Annotated in this window: 10 protein-coding genes; 3 read left to right on the top strand and 7 right to left on the bottom strand. The window is 44.6% G+C overall.

Annotated features, from left to right (window positions below; genetic code table 11):
* Positions 1-71: 71 nt before the first annotated feature.
* From NT175_01535 to NT175_01520, 4 genes are all read right to left on the bottom strand, one after another.
* A complete protein-coding gene (locus tag NT175_01535) occupies positions 72-4,985 on the bottom strand; it encodes a carboxypeptidase regulatory-like domain-containing protein (protein MCX6233396.1) in 4,914 nt (1,637 codons plus the stop codon).
* Between the two features lie 23 nt (positions 4,986-5,008).
* The gene (locus NT175_01530; protein ID MCX6233395.1) at positions 5,009-5,665 is read right to left on the bottom strand and encodes a carboxypeptidase-like regulatory domain-containing protein; all 657 of its coding nucleotides are present in this window, start codon (positions 5,663-5,665) and stop codon (positions 5,009-5,011) included.
* Positions 5,666-6,014: 349 nt separating this feature from the next.
* Complete coding sequence (gene rfaD, locus NT175_01525; GenBank protein MCX6233394.1) at positions 6,015-6,980, bottom strand: ADP-glyceromanno-heptose 6-epimerase; 966 nt, start codon at positions 6,978-6,980, stop codon at positions 6,015-6,017.
* Positions 6,981-7,013: 33 nt separating this feature from the next.
* Positions 7,014-8,396 carry an MFS transporter gene (locus NT175_01520; protein MCX6233393.1) on the bottom strand — a complete coding sequence of 461 codons (1,383 nt, stop codon included), beginning with the start codon at positions 8,394-8,396 and terminating at the stop codon, positions 7,014-7,016.
* Between the two features lie 186 nt (positions 8,397-8,582).
* Between NT175_01520 and NT175_01515 the strand changes: the two genes are divergently transcribed.
* Genes NT175_01515 through NT175_01505 form a run of 3 tightly spaced genes read left to right on the top strand, consistent with a single transcriptional unit; the run spans position 8,583 to position 14,195 of the window.
* Positions 8,583-11,534, top strand: a complete 2,952-nt coding sequence (locus NT175_01515) for a PKD domain-containing protein (GenBank protein MCX6233392.1) — start codon at positions 8,583-8,585, stop codon at positions 11,532-11,534.
* 4 nt (positions 11,535-11,538) lie between these two features.
* The gene (locus NT175_01510; GenBank protein MCX6233391.1) at positions 11,539-13,434 is read left to right on the top strand and encodes a trypsin-like serine protease; all 1,896 of its coding nucleotides are present in this window, start codon (positions 11,539-11,541) and stop codon (positions 13,432-13,434) included.
* A 17-nt stretch (positions 13,435-13,451) separates the two neighbouring features.
* The gene (locus NT175_01505; protein MCX6233390.1) at positions 13,452-14,195 is read left to right on the top strand and encodes a class I SAM-dependent methyltransferase; all 744 of its coding nucleotides are present in this window, start codon (positions 13,452-13,454) and stop codon (positions 14,193-14,195) included.
* Positions 14,196-14,206: 11 nt separating this feature from the next.
* On the opposite strand, the gene tnpA is transcribed toward NT175_01505, so the two are convergent.
* The 3 genes from tnpA to NT175_01490 form a co-directional block, all read right to left on the bottom strand.
* Positions 14,207-14,725 (bottom strand): IS200/IS605 family transposase, encoded by a 519-nt coding sequence (gene tnpA, locus NT175_01500; protein MCX6233389.1) that lies wholly within the window; start codon positions 14,723-14,725, stop codon positions 14,207-14,209.
* An 87-nt stretch (positions 14,726-14,812) separates the two neighbouring features.
* Positions 14,813-16,129: a TolC family protein gene (locus tag NT175_01495; GenBank protein MCX6233388.1), complete on the bottom strand. Its 1,317-nt coding sequence runs from the start codon at positions 16,127-16,129 to the stop codon at positions 14,813-14,815.
* Between the two features lies 1 nt (position 16,130).
* Positions 16,131-19,214 (bottom strand): efflux RND transporter permease subunit, encoded by a 3,084-nt coding sequence (locus tag NT175_01490; GenBank protein MCX6233387.1) that lies wholly within the window; start codon positions 19,212-19,214, stop codon positions 16,131-16,133.
* Positions 19,215-19,216: the final 2 nt, after the last annotated feature.

The following is a 19,216-nucleotide window of genomic DNA, read 5'->3' as shown; positions in this document are numbered from 1 at the left end:
GGGTCATATATTAATCCAAGACTTGTAAACCATAGATCTGCAGACCCGATGACCTGAGGACCTCCGATCAATTATCGATCGACTACAATTTTTGATGTGACAACACTCCCATCATCCATTTCGAATTCCATCATGTAAGTACCATCAGAAAGACCGGAAATATTGATGGTGAATTTCGTACCCAAATCTCCGGCCAAATCACAAACAACCTGACCGGGATAATTCATGATCCTTAATGCTCTTATATTTTCAGAAGAGGTAATGGTGATCTCATTCCGTGATGGGTTGGGATATATCTGTATCAGGTTTTTATTGATGATCTCAGTTACACCGCTTAATATATCGAAAGTAACCATCACGATGATTGTACCCACATCGGGTGATGATGAAAAAGTTATGGATGCCAGGTAGCTGTACTCGCTACTAAGTCCTTCAGCATTAAAAATGGCTGTCACCTGGTGTTGACCGGCAGGTTGGACCACACCCTGGATTATGTTAAGTGACAACCAGTTATCCTCAGATGGCACACTCCCGTTGCCGGAATCATCAAAATATTCAATTCCGGCCGACCACTCAAGTGGACCATTACCTTCATTGTAAATTGTAATTATCTGCGAAAAGACCAGGGTATCAGAAGTATTAGGATCATACACCTGGTAAAGCGACTGTGGATCGATGGTCATCACCGGCTGTGTCAACTGCACATCCCAGGATGTGAGGCCATTAATTTCTATTTCTTCTTCTACAGTATTGAATCCAGCTGCCTCACATGCTACGGTAAATGTACTACCATCAATATCGCAGGAATAATATCCCTGGCTGTCAGTGAATGCCGCAAGGAATCCGTCAGTAGTGATTTTTGCATTCTCCACCGGATCCCCGCCAGCCAGCTCGGTCACAATACCTTCAAGAAAGGACTGTGAAGCTTCATAAATCCTGATATTATCAACACCCCACTTATTGATCATGTATGAGTTTTCGCCTGTTGCTGTAAACCTTAACCTGACAAGCCTGCCTTTCGTCAGATTGGAAATACCATAAGACCAATGTTCCCACTCAAACGACTCCTCGCTGTCAAATTTATCCACAAGTTTCCATGAAGTATCACCCCAAATTTCAACACGGAGTTCTTCTTGATCTCCCGGTGCAAAGTCATCCAACGATACATCAAATGAAAGCCAGACATGTTCCTGTGCCATCGTGGCATCAATTACCGGGCTTACGAGTGAGTAAGAATAAAAATCATTAAAAGGAGTAAAGTCAAATACTGCAGAGGGTGATGGCTGACCAAAATCATCTGCAATCATCCAGTTGCCTATATCAGGAGTATATGTCCAGGAATGAGTCTCAAACAAGCCTGAATACCATGTTTCGGTGAAGGGCAATGGGAAAATTTCGGCATTAACGGAATATACCGGAATATTCAGGAAGGTGATCTCATCATTTTTAACTTCGATTTCTGCAAGAACAGTCGTATCATAGCCTTCGGCGATGGCAGTGACTTCATAAAAACCCGCCGCGATATCTGTGAAAAGAAAAAATCCCTCCGTATCAGTCGTGTCGGCCAGACCTGCCGGACTTACACTCACAACAGCGCCGGGAACAGTCAGCCATGTGCTTACATCCCTTACATATCCTTTCAAATCACCCCTGGGAATGATCACGACAGTAGCCGGTTCTGAGGTGAAGGATTCACCTTCATCGTACACTGCGGATACATAGTATTCCCATGTACCCGCTGCTACTGACGGATCAATGTAGAATGTATCCGGTGCAGGCACAAAGTGGACGTTGTTGCCGTTTCTCCACAGGTTGTATCCTAACAGGGTCAACCTGCTGTTGTCGTCAAACGTTGCTGTCGATACCGGCTTCAGCATTCCTGCTGCCGGATATACATCGCCGCTGTTTTCTATTTTAGCCCGTGGCAATGATACCAGTGGTGCATACACAGCTTCTGTTGTCACCCATCCTTGCAGGTTCCAGTTATAATCCAGTCCATATCCTGACAATGGATCCCATGTTTCTCCGTCCGTTGTGATCATGTCTCCCTTGCCGGCTATAGCCGGGCCATGGTCGCATCCTGCAGGATATTCGCCTTCCGGATGTTCTATGATTGCATAACCAAACCACAGCTCCTGTGTGGCATCAATCTGTACCGGTGTGGTCAATGTTACCTTATTCCATTCATCAAGTACCACTGAGTCTATCGGCTGATCCACAACCAGTGTTCCGGCATTTTCACCTATCCATACCTTCAGTGCGTAATCTGTCGATGCTCCGCGAGGGTAGAACTTGATCTTGGTCAGGTACATGCCATCATAGGCTGCCAGGTCCGTAACTTCCCAACGCGATGCTACCATAAAGCTTCCTCCTGATGTTAATCCGATTGCGTCATAGTTCTCGCCATTATCCCAATGTATCCATTGACCTGTAACTTCGCCAGGTATATCCCATGTCAGCAACACATCATCGCATTCAAGCAATTCTGCTGATAATCCTGTTGGTAGCAAGAGGTCTTCGCCTACGTGAGCTTCATAGGATGGATCCAGGAAACAGCTTTCGCCCATGTCCCAAACTGCCGTTACATTATAATAATATATACCGCCTGGTGAGCATACATCCAGGTATTGTGATGATGTCAACACATCATCATTCAGTAATTTATTGTTTTTATAAACATTATATCCCAACAGTGTGAATCTGGAACGTCCATCCGGGAAGACATATTCGCCCGATCCTAATTCCACCAAACCTGTAGCCACCGGTGCTGCCGGGGCATTTGCTGTTACTGCGCCGCCTGTTGGAAGGCCGCCTGCCGGTACCATCACCGGTTCCAGTATTTGTTCACCATAATAAGGACCATAAACTTTTGCCCTTATCATATACAAATCGTACTGTCCCGGTGCCCAGCCTGTTCCAACTTCGTGGTCATAACTACGGCCTGAACCTGCCGATGATTCGTCTATAGCTGTCGGAGGACAATCCGGGTAACCTTGCAACTGCATGTGTGCTATGTAAAAGTCGCCACTGGCAATGACGATATCCAGGTCACTTACATCAATCTCGACCCAATTGTAATCCGCCGGCGTAAAATCTACCTGTCCCAGGTTCGTTCCCGGCATGCCGTTGCCACCGTCATCATCGTAAATAACAATGCGCATCGGGTTCAGGATTGTTCCTGCCGGCCAGGTGCCATCAAATATATGTACATAAGCTGACAATACTTCGCATGGATAACCTCCTGGTGATATACGTACAGCTACTTCTCCTCCTGCATCGTCCCATGCCATGGCATTTTCCGGTTCGCCGTCATCATACCTGATCTCATATTCACCAAATTCTACCCATCCTGGGTCCCATACCAACAGTACATCCATGCCATTGACCTGGCCAGTGAAGCCATTCGGCTGATAGAAGTAGTCGCATGTATAATAAGTGAACGGGAATTCCACGATCAGCGAGTGGCATGTCGTATACTGTGCATCCACGCCGGCTACATAGAATTCGCCGACCACCAGGTCGGTATAAGTATACGTCAATTCGGCTGTGAAGGCCAGAAGTACACCATTCAGGTATATATTATATCCTTCGAGCACCCTGGTTTCGCCGTCACCTTCTGTCGGGTCAACACCGGCAATCACCTTGATGTCATCCAGGCATATACCCAATCCGGAAGGTTCGGGGCTATCACCCAGAAAGCCTATCTGGTAAGTGCTTGTCGGATTCGGCAGGTTCAATTCAGCCTTGGTCCATACCGGAAAGCTGCTGAAAAATGACGTTATCGGTTTCCAGATGGCTGTTGGAGATGTACGGTAATATATCTTCAACTCATCCTGTCCCCTGCTCTGTGGCTGTGTATGATAGAAGATCAGTTTTGGTATTAATTCGCCAGATAGGTCTATTTCTGGAGTTATCAGCCTGGTTTTTGCCGAGCTGCCAGTAAAGCACGCATTGTACTCGCCGCCATGGGCAAAGTCCGGTACGCCGCTCGGGCTTCCTGTCTGTACTGCCCACGATACATCCTGTGCGATGTATTCCTGTGTCCATCCTGCCGGTATCACACCGCCTTCAAAGCCTTCTTCATAAACTGTATAGTAATCTATAAACGGTGGTAACCATGTGGCCACGCCGGTCTGACTGTTCACATGGAAATTCTGGGGCGGAGGGCAACAGTCGCATAAAGTAACATTAATTGTAATATCGTTGAAAAGTCCGATATGAGAGAGATAAAAAGGCTGCAAATCTTCGTAAATGATCTCCAACGAATATATACCTGGATCAAGATCGCTGAAACTTCCGGAGCCAGTTTCGTCGGTATATAGTGTATCACATCCACTAGGGTTGGCCATATTACAAAAGATCACCACCGCACCTACTAATGGTTGACCCTCACATCCACGGACATGTATCAAAACGTCATACTTGTCGGATTTTAGCAATAAATTGGAAAATACCGGTTCCGATTGATTGTAGGTATATTTACTTATCACCGCATACCTAATCCAGCCGTTTTCATATTCGGGCCAATGCGTGTCGGTATAATCCGATGAGGTCAATGTGGAATCCAGCAGAATCCAATTTTCGGGATTTGTCTCTTCTCCTTCCGGGAGGATAAATATTTCATAGCTTTCAAAATTCCGGTTTTCCGGTGGCATGTCAGTCATTGGTGTGTATTTGGCTTCGCCCACTTTATATGTTCCTGCCACTGTTGCTGAAGGATATAATGAAACAGTATGCTCTATGTTTAGCGTGATATCAATTTCAGAAGATGTTGGTACTTGCCGTGACTGGTTATTTCTCGGATAGATCAAGGCACGGACCATAAAGTCGTTGTATCCTGCGGGTGTCCATGGTCCTCCACCGATAACAAATCTCGAATAGCTACGGTAAACAGGATTACTTTGGTCAATAGCGATCGGTGCGCAGTCGGGCCAATCGCCTCTTTGAATCATCACACCGTAAAAGTCACCACTATCGATAACCACCTGAGCCTGTGAAAAATTTACAGTTATCCATCAAGATTCAGTATCTCAAAGGGATACCCGGAATGTGTAAATCTGATTGCATTCATGCTTCCTGATTGGAGCCATGCTGTCGCATTATCAGCCTGGTCATCATCATATACGATACTCCAACAGTGAACCGGATCATACCAGCTTATAAAAGCTTCGGTTTTCTGATCATTTAGCGTTGCTGTTACCGGAAGAGGCGGAATAGGAAATTCCATTAAGTAAAAATCAACGGTGACAACCTCATGGGAGCCGACGACAACATCTTCAATGGTCTGTGTTACATATCCATCGGCTTCCGCCGTAAGGGTATACGTTCCCGCTTCAATGGAATTAATCAGATAAAATCCATAGAAGTCTGTTATGCCAGAATAGGTATAAGACCCATCCGTGATAGTGATTGTGGCGTCATGAATAGGAATGGAATCACTACCATATATATAAACATGCCCGGTAATGGTGCTATTACCCCCGAGGGCTGTAAATGATTCCGGTTCAATTATGAACGGATTTTTTGAAACGGAGGTAGTTGGGCTGTTCATACCATGCGGTAGCCTGTTGCCTGCCGATAAAAAAGAACAATCAAATATCAGAGAAATGCAACAAAAAAGTAATATGCCGAAACTCTGATCTCTCAGATGGATTATTTGTTTCATAGTTGCAAGGGATTGGAAGGTATACACTTGAAATGAGTTCCGAAGATACAAAATATATTTAAAAAAATCAAATTTGATGTATAATTATTTTCACCCAAACTATCACCCTAAGTATTTATTTATACCAAAACACCCTAAAAGGTCGGGGTGAAAAATGAAATATTTATCAACAAAATGAAAAATATTTCGTAAAACGTTAATAATCAATGATAAAATTTTATGGAGAGAACACTGCGGAAGTCGCCATCCACAGACGTGCGGATCTGCGATCCCGACTTCGTCGGGATTTCGCTCGGCTTCGCCTCGCTTAACCTGCAGACCCGAGGACTTGTGAACCTATAATCTCATCTCAATAATAAGCCTGCTGCAGCAAATATCCCTGCACATATTCCTCAATTCCTGCTTCAAGTGAGTAGAAAGGAAAATCAAAGCCGGTGCTGCGCAGCTTATCCATTTTGGCTTCGGTGAAATACTGGTACTTGTCGCGGATGTCTATGGGTGTGTCGATAAATTCAATATTTTCTTTGATATCCAGCGATTGAAATGTTGCCCTTGCCAGATCGAGAAAAGTGCGTGCCGTGCCGGTACCGAGGTTATATAGCCCGGGCTGAGGCCGGGCTTTCATGAGGTAATATAAAACATCTACCACATCTTTCACATAGATAAAGTCGCGAAGCTGCTTCCCGTCTTCATAATCTGGACGATGCGAACGGAATAGCCGCACTCTCCCTGTCTGTTGGACCTGGTTGAAGGCATGAAAAATCACCGATGCCATGCGCCCCTTGTGATATTCGTTAGGTCCATAAACATTGAAGAATTTGATCCCCGACCAGTATGAAGGCTGGTGTGCCTGCCGAAGCACCCATTTATCGAATTCATTTTTCGATTCACCATACGGATTAAGCGGTTTGAGCTTTTCAACAATTGAATGGCTGTCATCATAGCCATGTTCGCCTAAGCCATAGGTAGCAGCCGATGAGGCATAAATTAGCGGGATATCAAACTCCACGCAGGCTTTCCAGACAGACTTCGAGTAATTGAGGTTCAGTTCGTCGAAAACCGCCTTATTAAATTCGGTCGTATCGGTGCGGGCACCTAAATGGAATATGAAATCCACATCCCTGTGATGCTCCTTCAGCCAAAGGAAAAAATTCATCCGTTCAACTTCCAGCAGATAGATTTTATGCTGTATGTTCCTCAGCTTAACCGGACTGGAAAAATTATCGACGAGGACGATATCTTTAAAGCCTTTGTTATTCAGCTTATTGACCAGACAACTGCCGATAAAACCTGCCGCGCCTGTTACGATGATCATATTACAATAAAATTTTTTACGGTGTTATTTCTGTTAATCTTTCTTGTTAGAGGGTACTTCAAGACCGTAACCTGAAGTTTTATCATCCCATTTCAATAACAAGGCAAATATAAATCCAAGTATACCGAAACCGACAAACATCAATATTGTCGGTGTATAAAAGAGTTTAGCACCTGACTCTATCATTTGCGGCGTGACTCCCTTATTGGTTATATCCAGGATATGACCTGCCAATATGGGTACTGCGAACAATCCCAGATTCTGAAGTGAGAACATGGCACCGTATGCGGTTCCGATCCTGTGAACAGGCACTATTTTAGCTACAGCAGGCCACATGGCTGCCGGCACCAATGAAAATGCAATTCCCAACGTAATCATTAAAATATATACATTGAATCTTGTCAGGGTAAATAAGACATGAACCAGAATAAGCATTAATGAGCCATAAATCATTAGTGATGCGCTTCTGCCTTTTTTATCGACAAACCACCCGAATAAAGGAGTGAAAAGAACGGTCCCATAAGGCAGTAATGATGCAATGTCACCGCTTGTTTCGCGTGACATTCCGTATTTATGATAAAAGAAATCAGGGGCATATTTCAGAAATGGGAATACTGCAGCATAAAATGTCACACAGAGTAAAGCAATGAAAATGAAAGAACGGTTAGTAAGCAATTTTCCGACATCACTGAAGTGAAATTCTTCTTCTTTTGACAGCAGGCTCCCCTGCGATTTAACCTGCCGGTCAAATTTGACATCATACATAAGATAAATGCAAAAAGATATGAATCCGATCAAGAGAAGCATGACGGCAAACCAGATTGGAAAAGTCCAGAAATCCGGTTTGATTAATCTCGGGGAAAGGTTGAAAGAAAGGGCAGTACCCAATCGTGCAATGCCTAAATTAATAGCAAAAGCCAGTGCGATTTCAAATCCCTTAAACCATTTGACCAGGATCTTACTAATCACAACGATACTAGTTTCAGCACCAAGACCAAAAAACAACATACCCAGAGACATCATTTTTACCTCAGGTGAGTATGATCTCCAGAAAGATCCCATAAACTTATATCCCAGACCACCATTATGATAAAGTTCAGAAGCACCATATGCTGTGATAAATGCACCAATTACCATAAAGACTGCAAAAAGGAATCCTGTAGGACGAATGCCCATCTTATCCAGAATAATACCCCCTAAAATCGCCATCAGAAGAAATGTATTCGGAAAGGAATAAAAACCGACAATTATTCCATAATTCTGTGAAGAAATATTCAGATGTTCCTGTAATATTGATTTAAGGGGAGACAAGACATCATAAAAATAATAGTTCGCAGCCATAAGCAGGCTAACCAGGAGCAATATCGACCACCGCATTATTGCTGATTCGTTGAGAGCCTTTTTAATTTCATTCATAAAATGAATTTTTAATTTAGGGTTTGGATAAATTAAACAGTCAAAAGTACAATTTTACAATCAAATATTAAATCCGGAAAATTAATCGTCACATACGGCTGGTTAAACTGAGAAAAAACTTAATTTTGCAAGATGAATTGGTACAGTCACCACAATAAAAAATTAACTATTAATAATTAATATTTTATGAAACCAGGCAGGATTATTCCCTTATTGCTGACAGGAATTTTGGTATTTTTAATGTCAACAGTCTCCCTCGCACAAATCAGCCGCGAAGGAGTTCCCATAAGTTTTTCGGCTGAAGGTTTGGCGGCCGATTTTCAGACAGTAGATATTGAGCCGCTCACGCAGGATATTATCCAACATGTTGATGACGATATGGCTGGAAAACCCGGACCCTACCGGATTGGAAAGACTATTCCGGTCAATCTTTCAATTGACAATGCGGGGACGTGGACTGATCTGCCATATGGAGGCCGCATCTGGCGCCTTAAGCTGCATTCCGGGGGAGCATTGGCATTAAGCTTATACTATGACCATTTCTGGTTGCCAAAAGGCGGGGAGTTATACCTGTATAATGATATGAAAACCCAGGTGATAGGTGCATTCACCGAATTCAATAATGATGGAACTGGCCTTTTTGCCACGGAGATCATCCAGGGTGAAACGGTGACGCTTGAATATTATCAACCTAATGAGGACTATGGCCAACCCGTCATCAGCATTTCTGATGTTGCTTATATTTTCAGGGGTGTCTCTTTTTCAAATATGAGTGACTCCCAAACAAGAGGGGAATCCTCATGGTGCATGATCAATATAAACTGCCCGGAAGGTGATGACTGGCAGGCAGAAAAAAAAGGCGTCGTCCACCAATATATGATCCTTCCTGCTGGTTATGTAGGCGATTGTTCCGGATCAATGATCAACAATACAACATGGGATCTGACGCCTTATGTGCTGACAGCTAATCATTGTGGTGAGGGCTGCACCCAATACATGTTTAATCAGTGGATCTTTTACTTCAGGTATGAAGCCTCTACATGTAGTGGCACTTCAGGACCGACAAATTATTCCATGACAGGGTGTTCATTAAAGGCAGAGGGTGATTTTACCGGGTCGGACTTTGCTTTGCTCCTCCTCAATCAGAATCCTCCATCATCTATGCAGGCATACTGGAACGGATGGAACAGAACCAATACCCCAAGTCCCAGCGGGGTGGGAATTCATCACCCCATGGGAGATATCAAGAAAATTTCGACATATACAACTACACTGGGACATTCACAATGGAATAACAATGGTGTACTGTCACACTGGAAAGCTTACTGGGCAGAAACTGAAAATGGTACATCCATTGTTGAACCAGGTTCATCAGGATCTCCATTGTTTGATAATGAGCACAGAATCGTTGGTGATTTAAGTGGCAGTCCCATTGACCAGACTTGTGAAAATCCATTGTATTCGCTTTATGGTAAAGTTTATTGGTCATGGGACCAGATGGGCTCACTGCCTGAACAACAATTAAAATATTGGCTCGACCCGGTTAATACCGGTGATCAATATCTGCCTGGGACTGATGGCACTGTGCCGCAGGCAAATTTTGAAGCCAGTGATGAAACCATACCCATACATGGCAGTGTTGATTTCACTGACCTGTCACAGGGAAGCCCGACAGAATGGAGCTGGTCGTTTCCGGGTGGAACACCAAGCAGCTCGACCGATGAGAATCCACAAGATATTGTCTACAATACTTATGGTAATTTCAGTGTCACTCTTACCATCAGTAATCCCTATGGTAATGATACAGAAACCAAAACCGCATTTATCCATGTTGATGATCCGCCTGTGGCAGCATTTAATGCCAGCGATACAGTCGTTGGCGTTGGCGGAACAATAACTTTTACCGATGCTTCGGCCAATAGCCCCACACAATGGCACTGGCAGTTTGAGGGAGGAACACCCAGTACATCATTCAACAAAAATCCGGCTCCAATACACTATAATACGGCGGGTGTATATCAGGTCAAGTTAACTGCCACCAACGATTATGGCTCCGATTCGGAGATCAGGGATGATTATATCACTGTGTATGGTGCCCCTGTTGCTGATTTTACTGTTGACTCGGCCATGATACCGACAGGTTATGCTGTGAACTTCACCGACCTGTCGTATGGTTATCCAACCTCCTGGGAGTGGACATTTGCCGGGGGTACACCTTCATCATCGGAAGATCAGAATCCTCTGGGTATTGTGTACAACACGGCTGGCATATATCCTGTTTCACTGACCGTGTCGAGTCCATACGGCACAAGTGATACCACCAAAACAGATTTTATCACGGTGATAGCTCCACCACAGCCAAATTTCTCCTGTTTCAACAGTTATATTCTTGTAGGTTCGTCCACCATTTTCACCGACCAGTCGACCGGTGATCCTGACACATGGCAATGGACATTTGAAGGGGGCACTCCTGAAACATCAATACTGCCGGTGCCGGTGCCTATCCAGTACAATTCACCAGGTGCTTTCAATGTCACACTTACTGTTGGCAATATTTGGGGCAATGCCACCCTCAATAAACCGGATTATATTCATGCCGGTTATTTGCCTGTTGCCAATTTCTCAGCAGATAACACAGTTATCATAGAGGGGGAAAGTGTCAATTTCGCCGATTTATCGACAGAAGATCCCGTTACATGGAACTGGACTTTTGAAGGTGGCACTCCCGGAACTTCAAATGAGAAGAATCCATCTGATATCCTTTATAGTGAACATGGCACCTATGATGTTACTCTGAAGGTCTTTAATGAATTCGGAGAGAACACGAAGACCGAAACAGATTATATCTTTGTCGGAGGTGTTGGCATTGACGACCAGAACGGAGCGGCCGAAGGTGTATTTGTATTCCCCAATCCAACAACAGGTATAGTCAACATGATGTTTACCGGCAGTGTGCCAGATATCAGATTAATAGAAGTATATAATTCTTTTGGAAATAAAGTTCTCTATTTGGATAAACCAGGCAGCATCAATAAGAATATTCAAATGGATCTTTCAGGTCAGAGACCCGGCATATATTATCTGGACATCCAGACTTCTGATCAGGTGATCATCAAAAAGATATCGCTGACCAGGTAACTGAATGAAGATACAGTTCATATTTCTTGTTTTTATCGTGTCATTTTTCTCTGGTTCAGCCATTGCCCAGATAAGCCAGGGCGGGCTGCCACCGGGTATAGTTTATCATCTTCCGGATCAGATTTCCGAAATTAATATCGGACAGATCGACGACGAGGCTTTGCGCATGGAAGATACCAGGCGTGATGAAACCGGTGAACCTTTCCGTTTTGCAGTCACTATCAAAACTGACCTATCGCTATCCAACTCAGGAACATGGGATATCATTGCAGGACAAACCAGGATATGGCGATTAAAAATAACCTCACAGGGAGCACTTGCACTTGGCCTTTACTATGATAAATTTCATCTGCCTGCCGGCTCAAAGCTATTCCTTTACAATGATGACAAAACCCAGGTCATAGGTGCCTTTACAAGTGATAATAACACCCCTGCAGGGCTCTTTGCCACGGAATTAATTAAAGGTTCATCGGTGATACTCGAATATTCCGAGTCCATTTACACTTCACAACCGGTTCAGATTCATGTATCAGAGGTTGCTCATGCATACCGCGGCGTCGGTATATTATCCAACGGGGGCATTCGTGGTTTTGGCGATTCAGGCTCCTGCGAAGTAAATATCAATTGCAGCGAGGGACAATCATGGCAGGATGCAAAAAGAGGGGTTGTCAGGATATCAGTTAAAAATGGCTCCTCCCTTTTCTGGTGTACAGGTTCTCTTGTAAATAACACCAGCCACGATTACTCTCCATATCTTTTGACAGCCGACCATTGTGGATTTTATTCAGGAGAATATGTGTCGCCGCAGGACCTGAACCAATGGATCTTTTATTTTAACTATGAGGCGGAGAATTGCAGTAAACCGGTTAATGAGCCACAGTACCAAACGATGACCGGAACAAGCCTGATAGCGCACGGAGGTGAAACCGGAAATACAGGCTCTGATTTTTTTCTGCTCCTTTTGAATCAGAATGTGCCCGGGACATATAATCCCTATTTTATCGGCTGGAATAACCAAAATGCCGGCACTCAGAGTGGTGTGAGCATCCATCATCCGCAGGGCGACATAAAAAAAGTGTCGACCTATACCTCACCGACCCTAACCACACAATGGAATGGAAACGGATTGCAATCGCACTGGAAGGTGACATGGAATGAAACAGCCAATGGTCATGGCATCACGGAAGGAGGTTCTTCGGGAGCACCTCTGCTTGACAATGAAGGATATATCATCGGCACGCTGACAGGAGGCGAGTCTTCATGCACCAACCTGAATGGCCCTGACTTCTTTGGGAAGCTTTCCTGGCATTGGGAATCCAATGGAACTACACCTGACAAGCATCTCAAAGAATGGCTGGATCCGGAAAACACAGGCACACAAAAATTGACAGGATCATTTTACGGTAATATCACAGTTGCCAATTTTACCACTGATACAAGCATTATACCCATTGGAGGCCGTGTAAATTTTTCCGACCTGTCGGCAGGCCAGCCTGATACCTGGAATTGGAGTTTTGAAGGCGGTGATCCTGCATCGTCAACCGACCAGAATCCATCAGGCATCAGATATGATACATATGGCTTTTATGATGTAAAACTTATTATCACTAATGATGCAACCTCCGATACACTGCTGAGGAAGGATTATATTAAGGTCATCCCTGTCATTTCACCCAATCCATCCAGAGGCGAGTTTAAAGTCTTCCTTGGCAAAGATGTAAAGGAATTACCCGGCATGAAGATATTCAGTTTACCCGGTGAAGAAGTGCAGCCTGTTTTTATTCATGGCAGCCCCTCCGAAATGAGCATAACCCTTGAAAATGCAAGTGCAGGATTCTATCTTTTAAAGGTCGCTTCAAGTCAATCCACCATATATAGTAAAATCATTCTGATAAAATAATTTATAGCATTTAGCCTATGAAGGGCAGCATTATTTATTTGATCACACAGCTTCTGTTCATCGTTGTCATCCTTGTATTCCTTATCAGATACTTATGGGGAATGTTTTTCGGGAAATCATACTACCCCGCCGCATGGGAAGAGAATGCCAATAGTGGATTTATCCCACCATTACTGGTAAAACTCGAAAAGAAGTACCCCGATAAAGTCCGGTTTTTCAGTTTCTGGTTTCAGATTGAGCGTTTAAAAAAAGAACATATACCGGGCTCTTTTGCAGAACTTGGTGTTTATAAAGGTGTAACAGCCAAAATAATTCACACCATCGATCCAACACGAAAGTTTTATCTTTTCGACACTTTTGAAGGGTTTACCAATATGGATCTCAGAACAGAAATCGGGGAGGCCGCGACATACACTTCTGAACATTTCTCCGATACCAATGTTGAAAAGGTCAAACGCTATATAAGTGGGAATCAAAATATTATATTCCGGCAGGGATATTTCCCGGATTCCGCAGCCGGACTGGAAAATGAGACCTATGCATTGGTCAGTATGGATGCTGATCTGTATAATCCGACCAAAAAAGGGCTTGAATATTTTTATCCTCGTCTGTCACCAGGTGGAGTGATTATCATACATGATTATAATTATAAATGGGAAGGAATTCTAAAAGCTGTTGATGAGTTCGTTGAGCAGATCCCTGAGAGCCTGGTGCCAGTGGCAGATATTGAAAGCAGTGTGATGATTGTTAAGTCCAAATAAAAGAATGATAGTTACAAAGCCGGCCGAAAACCTATTTGCATTTGCCTCTGCACATGAGTATCTTTATTGTACATTCTGTCCCATAATTCGTACTCCTCATGAAATGACATCCGGCTGTGCTGAACGTCCTGAGCCTTAATATAACGTTTGACAATATCCACTGCCGATGAACTGACTGAGAAAGCCCCAAATCCTCTCTGCCAGCTGAAATCAGAAAAACCATTTACATAAAGGCTGATCAATCTGCATGAAGTATCTTTTAATTGTTTAGCGACGATGGAGATACTGACATTTGATGGTAATTGCAGCAAAACGTGAATATGATCGGGCTGGATATTGATGGCGAATATCCTAATTCCAAGCTGATTTGCTTTTGAACGGATGGTGGCATTGAGCTCATCATTGAGCAAATCGCTGATGACCAATTTCTTTCTATATGTTCCCCAGATCAGGTGTATCCAGATCCTTGTACAGGAATGTAACGCCATAGCATTGGAATGGATTCCTATACCATTAATCCAAAAAATCATTAAAATGTGACCCTGGGAAAACAAAATTTTAACCGTGAATTTGCACGGATGCCATCTTATAAAAAGATGTCATCCGGACCCACAGGTTCAATTTCCGACTGATCGGAAAAGGTCGCCGCTTAAACGCAGCAATTCGATTTCAGCTTTTTTGGCTTCAAATTGTGACAATAAGAGCTGATACTGTGCATCGATGAATTTTTTCTGTGTATCCCGCAGGTCTATGTCGCTGATGGTGCCAAGGCGGTATTTTTCGAAAGCTACGATCACATTTTCCCTGGCTACAGCCTGGTTGGCCGTTTGCAAAGTGACCACCTGCAGGTTGGTCAGGTAATCAATAAAAATCTTGAAGAGGTTATTATGCACATCCGACTCAGTGCTTCTGACCTGGATATCGCTGGAATTAAGCTGCAATTCTGCATTCCTGATGGTCAGGTTCACATTGAAGCCACTGTAAATCGGGTATGAAAAGGTCAATCCGTACGATGAACCATAACTCAGGTTATACTGTGAGAATCCGGTTTGTGAACTGAGCTGGTTATAGTTGTAACCGGCCTGGAAGTTGAGCCTTGGATATCGCTGCGACCGGGCCTCCCTGAGGGCAAGGAAATCCAGGTCCATCGTGCTTCTGGCTATCATCAGGTCAGCATTCTGCGACCGGGCTCTGGCCAGAAGCGTATCATACGACAGCCGGGAGGCCATGTTTATTGTGTCGATGACTTCAAAAAGAATTTCCGGATTGCGGGCCAGCAGACGGTTCAGATCAGCCTTGGTGTGCCTGACAGCCGCCAGTTCCTTGATCAGGTTAGTGCTGTCGGTATTCAGGTCAACCGTTGACTGCAGGAGCATGAGCTGTGATCCGGAACCAAGTGACAACTTAGCCTCTGCTATTTTTTTCCGTTGCAGCGACAGATCCACAGCATCACGAAGCACCTGAATCATCTTTTCCTGCTGTATGATACCATAGTAATTCAAAATAATTTCGGATACCGTATTCTCAATAACAACGCGTGCTTCCGTCTCACCCATTTTCTCCAGCACTTCCAGCATGTTTTTACTGATGAACATGCTGAAACCGTCGAACAAGGTCCATGTGAGCTGAATACCGGCGTTATAATTAGTGTTATGCCCATTTGAGACATCTTTCACCGTCCCATTGAATTGCTCCTGGTGAGTGGTGGTGATGGTATTATTCTGACTGGCATTAATACCAACTGCGGGCAAGAAGCCGGCATTGCCTAATGTATTATCATTCCTGGCTATCTGAACATCATTTTTTGCAATGATAATTGAATAATTGTTTTCCAGCCCGGCCTCTATAGCCTGGTAAAGAGTGAGGGTGTCCTGTGCAGTAACGGTCATGCCCAGAAAACCAAAAACCAGCATCAGAAAAACCTTTATTTTCATATCATTCTCTGTTTTCACCTGTATATTTCGGTGTATATTGTTTTTTAACACGTCTGGACAGATAGGTATAAAGGGAAGGGATGACATAAAGGGTGAGCATCAGGGAGAAGATCAACCCGCCGATGATGGCTATTCCCATTGGCATACGGCTCTGTGACGAGGCTCCCAGTGCGAGGGCAATAGGAAGCGCACCCAGTGCAGTGGCCAGACTGGTCATAAGTATCGGACGCAACCGGCGTGTCGCCGCGTCAATGACAGCTTCGTTTAGCTCCAGCCCAGCTGCTTTGCGCTGGTTGGCAAACTCCACAATCAGAATCCCGTTTTTGGTTACAATACCAATCAGCACGATGACCCCGATTTCACTGAATATATTAATGGTCTGACCAAATATCCACAGTGACAGAACAGCTCCTGCCAGCGCCAGAGGCACAGTGAACATGATGATGAGGGGATCGATGAAGCTCTCAAACTGTGCCGATAATACCAAATATATGAGAACCAGTGCAAGGAGAAAGGCAAATAGCAGGCTGTTGGAACTATCTTCATATTCTTTGGAGGTACCTGTCAATGCTGTAGAAAATGTTTCATCGAGTGTTTCCTTTGCAAGAGAGCGCATTTTCGCGATGCCCTGCCCGAGTGTGGTACCTTTTGCCGGCTGGGCTGATATGGTCGCTGCCACATACCGGTTATAGCGGTACAACTGGGGTGGGTTGCTTCGTTCGGTAAGCTTTACAATATTGTCAAGCTGTATCAGCTCATTTTTATTGTTCCGCACATAAATTGAACTCAGGTCAAGAGGTTTATCCCTGCTCTGGCGGTCAGCCTGACCTATCACCTGGTATTGCTTGTTGTTCAGAATAAAATAACCATAGCGCTGGCCGCTGAAATAAAGCTGAAGGCTCTCAGCCACATCTCTCACACTGACGCCGACAGCCCTAGCCTTGTCGCGGTCGATCTCTACCGAAATCTCAGGTTTATTAAATTTCAGATTCAGGTCGACTGTCTGGAATGCAGGATCAGCCTGGGCCTTTTCCATAAATAACGGAAGATAACGTCGTAGTTTTTCAAAATCCGTCGCCTGAATGACAAACTGAACGGGCAGGCTGCTACCTCTGCCGCCTCCTATGGTTTGCTCCTGGGTGACGTATGTTCTGGCGAAGTTATACTGACGGGTAATCCTGCTTAACTCGTCGGCTATTTCCTGTTGTGTGCGCTGGCGCTGTGAAGGATCTTTTAACGAAATCCGGATAAAACCTCCATTTGCGGATGATGACGATCCAAATCCCGGCGCAGTCATAGCCATGAGGTACTCTTTTTCAGGAATGGTATCGGAAATCTGCATAAGCTGGCTGACATAAGTATCCATCAACTCAAAAGAAGTGCCTTCAGGTGCTGTGGAAACAATCTGTAAACGGCTTTTATCCTCCATGGGAGCCAGCTCCGACGGGATAAGAGATCCTATTCCGAGAATAATAAAAACCGACACGATCATGATCACGATGGCCAGCCATCTCCGGCGAATAAAGACCTGAAGGGTCCGGTTATAACCGGCGATAAGATCGTTGATCCATTTCTCAGTGATACGGAATATCCTGCTGTGTGCCGTGCTTTTCCTGAGCATGCGCGAGCTCATCATAGGCGTGAGTGTCAACGATACCAGGGCCGAAACAAGCACTGTCCCGGCGACGACGACGCCAAATTCACGGAACAGCCTTCCTGTCAGACCACTAAGGAAAATAATAGGCAGGAACACAGCAGCCAGTGTAATGGTTGTGGATATAATCGCAAAATAGATTTCTTTTGATCCCCGGTGACCTGCTTCAACCGGATTCATGCCACCCTCGACCTTATGGTATATGTTTTCAAGGACGACGATGGCATCGTCCACCACCAGGCCTGTGGCCAGCACAATCCCGAGCAGCGTCAGAATATTTATCGAGAAACCGGCAATATACATGATAAAAAATCCGCTGATCAACGAAATAGGAATTGCGATAACAGGTATCAGCGTTGTTCTCCAGTTCCTGAGAAAGACAAAAATTACCAGCACGACAAGCCCGAAAGCGATTAATAGAGTATCCTGCACTTCCGAAATGGCCTTGCGGATAGTTGTCGTCGTATCCATCATAAGGCCTACCTTGATATCCGATGGCAGGTCCAGCTTAATCTGTTCAACACGTTTATAGAACTGGTCGGCAATATCGATCTGATTGGCTCCGGGCTGTGGTATAACCGATACCCCCACCATCGGAATTCCACCATTGCCTCTGAGTATAGTCCGTTCATTTTCAGGAACCAGAGCTGCATTCCCTATATCCTGAAACCGCACCAGGATGCCATCCGACTCCCTGATGATCATGTTGTTGAACTCTTCGGGAGTGGTGAGCCGTCCCATGGTGCGGATGATCAGCTCAGTCCTGTATCCTTCGATTCTGCCGGAAGGAAGCTCGACATTCTCACGGTTCAGTGCATTACTCACATCGCCAGGTGTCAGGCCATAGCTGGCCAGCCTCGCAGGATCCATTAAAAGCTTAATGGAGTATTTCTTTTCACCCCATATCCTTATTTCACTCACTCCGGGTATGGTTTGCAGACGTTCTTTAAAAACATTATTTGCTACATCCGATAATTCCATGAGGTCACGCGAATCGCTCTGAATGGTGAGGACAAGTATAGGGCTGGCATCGGCATCCGACTTGGTCACAATAGGCGGATCCGAGTCGGGCGGGATGTTACGAATGGCACGCGACACCCTGTCCCTGACATCATTGGCAGCAGCCTCCATATCCACGCCAAGCTCAAATTCAACGGTGATATTACTCCTGCCATCACTGCTTGTTGAATTCAGCGACCGTATCCCGGCAATGCCGTTAATGGATTCTTCAAGAGGTTCAGTGATCTGCGATTCAATCACATCGGCATTAGCACCCACATAATTGGTCGAAACAGTAATCACAGGAGGATCCACACTAGGATACTCCCTGACGCCCAGAAAAGTGTATCCGATAGCTCCAAACAACAACAGCAAGATGGAAATGACAGTAGCCAGGACAGGACGATTTATGCTTACTGAGGAAATATTCATGT

Source organism: Bacteroidota bacterium (assembly GCA_026391695.1).
In the GTDB taxonomy this organism is placed as follows: Bacteria; Bacteroidota; Bacteroidia; order Bacteroidales; family JAGONC01; genus JAPLDP01.
The sequence above is the reverse complement of the archived record's forward strand: the minus strand, read 5'-3'. Positions and strand labels throughout refer to the sequence as shown.

Coding starts and splice junctions, on each gene's coding strand:
- NT175_01515 (MCX6233392.1), top strand. CDS start 8,583: ATGAAACCAGGCAGGATTATTCCCTTATTGCTGACAGGAATTTTGGTA.
- NT175_01505 (MCX6233390.1), top strand. CDS start 13,452: ATGAAGGGCAGCATTATTTATTTGATCACACAGCTTCTGTTCATCGTT.
- tnpA (MCX6233389.1), bottom strand. CDS start 14,725: ATGATTTTTTGGATTAATGGTATAGGAATCCATTCCAATGCTATGGCG.
- rfaD (MCX6233394.1), bottom strand. CDS start 6,980: ATGATCATCGTAACAGGCGCGGCAGGTTTTATCGGCAGTTGTCTGGTC.
- NT175_01510 (MCX6233391.1), top strand. CDS start 11,539: ATGAAGATACAGTTCATATTTCTTGTTTTTATCGTGTCATTTTTCTCT.
- NT175_01520 (MCX6233393.1), bottom strand. CDS start 8,396: ATGAATGAAATTAAAAAGGCTCTCAACGAATCAGCAATAATGCGGTGG.
- NT175_01490 (MCX6233387.1), bottom strand. CDS start 19,214: ATGAATATTTCCTCAGTAAGCATAAATCGTCCTGTCCTGGCTACTGTC.
- NT175_01495 (MCX6233388.1), bottom strand. CDS start 16,129: ATGAAAATAAAGGTTTTTCTGATGCTGGTTTTTGGTTTTCTGGGCATG.
- NT175_01530 (MCX6233395.1), bottom strand. CDS start 5,665: ATGAAACAAATAATCCATCTGAGAGATCAGAGTTTCGGCATATTACTT.